Annotated in this window: 1 protein-coding gene; it reads right to left on the bottom strand. The window is 62.9% G+C overall.

Annotated elements, in window-relative coordinates; all coding sequences use genetic code 11:
- Positions 1 to 2,693, bottom strand: a 2,693-nt coding sequence (locus OGV94_RS06280; RefSeq protein ID WP_286522891.1) for an Ig-like domain-containing protein, incomplete at both ends; no start/stop codon positions are given.

Below are 2,693 nucleotides of genomic sequence, written 5' to 3'. Positions count from 1 at the left end.
ACCGTCAGGCTCCAGCTTCCATTTGCAGCGGTTGTCGCCGTGTATTGTTTACCGTTCAGCGTCACTGTGATCAGAGTGCCTTCCGCCAGGTTGGCGCTGGTACCGCTCACGCTCAGATCCTGGCCTTTCTCCACCGCATTCAGCACGTTATCGCCGCTGAGGGTGTCGAAGCCAACTGACGGCAGCCCGGTATCAACGGTTACATTGTGCGTACCGCTGCCGGTATTGCCCGCCGCGTCGGTCACTGACGCAGTGACGGTCACGCTGCCATCGCTGAGGCCGGCAATCACGCTCGCCGGAACGCCCACGCTCCAGTTGCCCGCCGCGTCCAGCACGGTGGTGTAAGTCTGGCCGCCAATGGTGACGGTGACTTTATCCCCCGCTGCCGCGCCGGTGGCGGAGCCGCTGATAATCTGTGCCTGATTGTGTTCAGCCACGTTAATGACGTCATCGCCCGCGATGGTGTTGATCGTCACCGCAGGCACGGTCACGTCCACCGTCAGGTTGTGGTCAACCGACGCCGGGTTCCCCGCCTTGTCACTGACGCTCGCGGTGACGGTCACGCTGCCGTCGGTTAATCCCGCCAGGTCCGCCGCCGGAACGTTCAGCGTCCAGTTGCCGTTAGCGCCTACGGTGGTGGTGTAGTTTTTACCGTTCAGGCTCACGGTCACCGTCTGGCCCGCCTCGGCGGTACTGGTGCCGGAGATGGCGAGGTCTGACTGCGCTTCCGTGGCGTTCAGGATATCGTCAGCCGCAAGGGTACTGATGGTCACGGACGGTGCGGTCGCATCCACGCTGTACTCGCGGCCCGCAGACGCGCTGTTGCCGTTGACGTTGGTCACGCTCACCTGCACGCTGGCATCGCCGTCTTTTATGCCCGCCAGGTCAGCCGATGGGATGGTCGCCGTCCAGTTGCCACTGTCATCAACGGTGGTGGTGTAGATTTTACCGTTCAGGCTCACGGTCACGGTCTGCCCGGCTTCGACGTTGGTCGTCGCGCCGGAAAGCACCAGATCAACACCTTTTTCAGCGGCATTGATCACATCGTCGGTGGCGATGGCATTGATGCTGATCGCCACGCTCGCCAGATCGACGGTCACGTCGTGGCTGATGGTGATGGGGTTACCCGCCGCGCTGTCGCCGGTGACGCTGATTTTCACGGTGCCTTCCGGCCACGCGCCCACATCTGCCGCCGGAACCGCTGCGCTCCAGGTGCCGTCTGCCAGTACTGTGGCGGAATAGTCTTTCCCGTTCACGTTCACGGTCAGCGCGGTGCCGGGGGTCAGACCGTCGCTGGAACCGGTCACGATCAGGTTCTGATTGTGTTCAATACTGTTGACCACATCATCACCCGCCACGGTATCGACACGCAGACCCGGGAGGTTGGCGTCGATAGTCACATCACGCTCGCCGGAGCCGGTGTTACCGTGGCCGTTGGTCACGGTTGCCGAAATGCTCAAACTGCCGTTGCCCAGCGCCGTCAGCACGTCAGACGGCACATTCACTGACCAGCTCAGATCGCCCTGCACCGTCGCGGTATAGGTGTTGCCGCCAATCGTCACGGTTACGGTGTTGCCCGCTTCCGCATGGGCTACGGTACCGCTCAGGGTCTGCCCCGCAGCCACTTCCGCCGCGTTGATGACGTTATCGCCCGCCACGGTATTGATGGTGACGGTTGGCAGCGCGGTATCGACCAGCAGGTTTGCGGTATTGCTCACGCTGTTACCCACCGCGTTGGTCGCCGCGGCGTTCAGGGTGTAGTTAGCTTCACCCAGGCCCGCCAGATCGGCTGCCGGAACCGTCAGGCTCCAGCTTCCATTTGCAGCGGTTGTCGCCGTGTATTGTTTACCGTTCAGCGTCACTGTGATCAGAGTGCCTTCCGCCAGGTTGGCGCTGGTACCGCTCACGCTCAGATCCTGGCCTTTCTCCACCGCATTCAGCACGTTATCGCCGCTGAGGGTGTCGAAGCCAACTGACGGCAGCCCGGTATCAACGGTTACATTGTGCGTACCGCTGCCGGTATTGCCCGCCGCGTCGGTCACTGACGCAGTGACGGTCACGCTGCCATCGCTGAGGCCGGCAATCACGCTCGCCGGAACGCCCACGCTCCAGTTGCCCGCCGCGTCCAGCACGGTGGTGTAAGTCTGGCCGCCAATGGTGACGGTGACTTTATCCCCCGCTGCCGCGCCGGTGGCGGAGCCGCTGATAATCTGTGCCTGATTGTGTTCAGCCACGTTAATGACGTCATCGCCCGCGATGGTGTTGATCGTCACCGCAGGCACGGTCACGTCCACCGTCAGGTTGTGGTCAACCGACGCCGGGTTCCCCGCCTTGTCACTGACGCTCGCGGTGACGGTCACGCTGCCGTCGGTTAATCCCGCCAGGTCCGCCGCCGGAACGTTCAGCGTCCAGTTGCCGTTAGCGCCTACGGTGGTGGTGTAGTTTTTACCGTTCAGGCTCACGGTCACCGTCTGGCCCGCCTCGGCGGTACTGGTGCCGGAGATGGCGAGGTCTGACTGCGCTTCCGTGGCGTTCAGGATATCGTCAGCCGCAAGGGTACTGATGGTCACGGACGGTGCGGTCGCATCCACGCTGTACTCGCGGCCCGCAGACGCGCTGTTGCCGTTGACGTTGGTCACGCTCACCTGCACGCTGGCATCGCCGTCTTTTATGCCCGCCAGGTCAGCCGATGG

Origin of the sequence: Citrobacter sp. Ce006 (assembly GCF_030336535.1) — a bacterium.
Classification (GTDB): domain Bacteria; phylum Pseudomonadota; class Gammaproteobacteria; order Enterobacterales; family Enterobacteriaceae; genus Citrobacter; species Citrobacter europaeus.
The sequence above is the reverse complement of the archived record's forward strand: the minus strand, read 5'-3'. Positions and strand labels throughout refer to the sequence as shown.